This window comes from Actinomadura soli (assembly GCF_005889715.1).
GTDB classification, from domain to species: Bacteria; Actinomycetota; Actinomycetes; order Streptosporangiales; family Streptosporangiaceae; genus Spirillospora; species Spirillospora soli.
Window position 1 is genome coordinate 1 of sequence record NZ_VCKW01000508.1, and the last position, 2,321, is coordinate 2,321.

Here is a 2,321-nt window from a genome sequence, read left to right on the forward strand (position 1 = left end):
CCCCACGCCCCGGGGCGGGTGCGCCATCCGCCCGCCCCCCCGCCGTTCCGCAGACCACACCTCAAGGAGCCATGTCATGACCACTGTTCCCACCACCTCGACCACGACGCCGACCACCGCCCCGACGAGCGCCACCGCGCCGACCGCCGCACCCGCGCCGGGTGGAACCGGTCGCCTCGGGCAGGGCGAGCTGCGTCGCAAGGTCGCTACCGTCCTGGCCGCCTACCCCGCAGCCGCGTTCACGCCGGGTGAGATCGCCCGAACCCTGGACCGATCCGCCGGGGCGGTGGGGAACGCACTGACGACGCTGGTGGACCGTGGGCAGGCCGAACTGGTGTTTACCGGGCCGCGCCGCTACCGCAGCACTGCCACCACCGCCGACGCCCTCAAGAGCGGCGGCGCGACCAGCACGCGGACAACACGCCGCGCCCCCGCACCCGTCAAGAAGACGAAAACCAAGCCCGCGCGTGCACCGGGCGCGTCTGGTACGTCCGGGAAGGCAACCGCCAACGGCGGGAAAACGAACAGCGGGACGGCCGAGGTCGGGCCGGTGGTGCGTCCGAACGGTCAGACCTACCACCCGCGCCGGTTGGCTGACCTGCCGGACGTGGCGGCGCTGCGGCGGCTGCGGGAGGCGTCCATCCCGGCGATGTTGTACGGACCGCCCGGGACCGGGAAAACGTCCCTGGTCGAGGCCGCGTTCGGTGACCTGATCACGGTGGCTGGGGACGGGGACACCGCCGTGGCCGATTTCGTCGGCGAGTACACCCAGGCCCCGGGCGGCGGCTACGAGTTCGTCTACGGGCCGCTGGTGACGGCGATGACCGAGGGCCGCGCGCTGCTCATCGATGACGCCACCCTCATCTCGCCGAAGGTGCTGGCGGTGGTATACCCGGCGATGGACAAGCGCAGGCAGATCACCGTCAAGGCCCACAAGGGCGAGACGATCACCGCCAAAGACGGCTTCTACGTGGTCGCCGGGCACAACCCCGGCGTGCACGGAGCCGTGCTCACCGAGGCCCTGGCGTCCCGGTTCGCCGCGCAGATCCAGGTGTCCACCGACTACGAACTGGCCACCAAGCTCGACATCCACCCGCGCGCGGTGCGCGTCGCGCGGAACCTGGCCCGCCGCCAATCCTCCGGCGAGATCGGCTGGTCCCCGCAACTGCGCGAACTGATCAACTTCCAGAAGATCGCCGGTGTCCTCGGCCCCGAAGCGGCGGTGGCCAACCTTCTCGGCGTCGCGCCCGAAGAAGACCGCGACGTCGTCGCCGAGGTCGTATCCGCCGTCTACGGGCGCACCGTCACCCCACTCGCCCTCGGCCAGCAGATCTAACCCGCACACCACCACACCACGTCACCGCACCTACGACGGGCCACGCACGCCCGTTCACGCACGGAGGATTCCATGGCAACCCACGTCATCCCCGCACCCACCGCACCGCCGACCGCACGGCCGACCACCGCGCCGACCGCTGCGCCGTCCGGCACCGGGACGGGCACCGCACCCACCGCCCCAGCATCCGCCCCAGGACCCGCCTACGGGGCCGTGCCGGTGACCGGGGCGTGGCTGCCGTTGTCGGCGGCGTTCACCGATGCGGTGACCGATCTGACCGACCGGGAAGACCTCACCGTGCGGTGCGCGCCCGGGCTCGGGCGCGGCGCGCCCGGCTGCTACGTCCCGTCGCTGGCCGCCATCGAGCTCGACGGCATCCACCTCGGCCAGCAACCCGGCACCTGTGACCCGACCCGCCCGGCCGACCGGGAACGCTACCCGGCCCTGTGGGGCGTGCTGACGCACGAGGCCGCGCACGCCACCCACACCCGCTGGACCATCCCGGGCGATGCGTCCGCCGCCGCAGCCCAAGCCGCCCTCGCGCTGGAAGAGTCCCGGATCGAGGTGGCCCAGATCCGCCGCCGTCCCGCCGACCGCCGCTGGATTCGGGCCTGTGTGACGCGTCTGGTGTTCGCCGAGTTCACCTCACCCACGGCCCCGCCTGCCGCGACATCCGCCACCACGCCGCCCGCCGCCTCGTCCGGCACTCCGCCGGTCACGACGCCGAACACGGCGATGACGCCGTGGAACGCCGGGTACGCCGCCGCGCTGCTGCTGGCCCGCACCGACGCAGGAATCCTCAAACCCGCCGAAACCGGAAAGCTGGCCGCCGCTGTCCTCGGCGTTCTCGGACCGACCCGGTTGAGCGCCCTGTCCGCGCTGTGGCACCTCGCGCACGCCACCCGCGACGACGACGCCGACACCATGATGGACCTGGCGCGGCGCTGGTGCCGCATCCTGGACGTCAACCCCGACCGCCCCGCCC

Annotated in this window: 2 protein-coding genes; both read left to right on the top strand. The window is 72.9% G+C overall.

The genetic code is table 11. The annotated features are described in order from the left end of the window. Positions 1 to 76: 76 nt before the first annotated feature. Positions 77 to 1,336, top strand: coding sequence for an AAA family ATPase (locus ETD83_RS41295; RefSeq protein WP_138650682.1), 1,260 nt, complete (start codon positions 77 to 79; stop codon positions 1,334 to 1,336). Positions 1,337 to 1,408: 72 nt separating this feature from the next. Continuing rightward, positions 1,409 to 2,321, top strand: a 913-nt coding sequence (locus ETD83_RS41300; RefSeq protein ID WP_456236761.1) for a hypothetical protein, incomplete at its 3' end; no start/stop codon positions are given.

Coding starts and splice junctions, on each gene's coding strand:
- ETD83_RS41295 (WP_138650682.1), top strand. CDS start 77: ATGACCACTGTTCCCACCACCTCGACCACGACGCCGACCACCGCCCCG.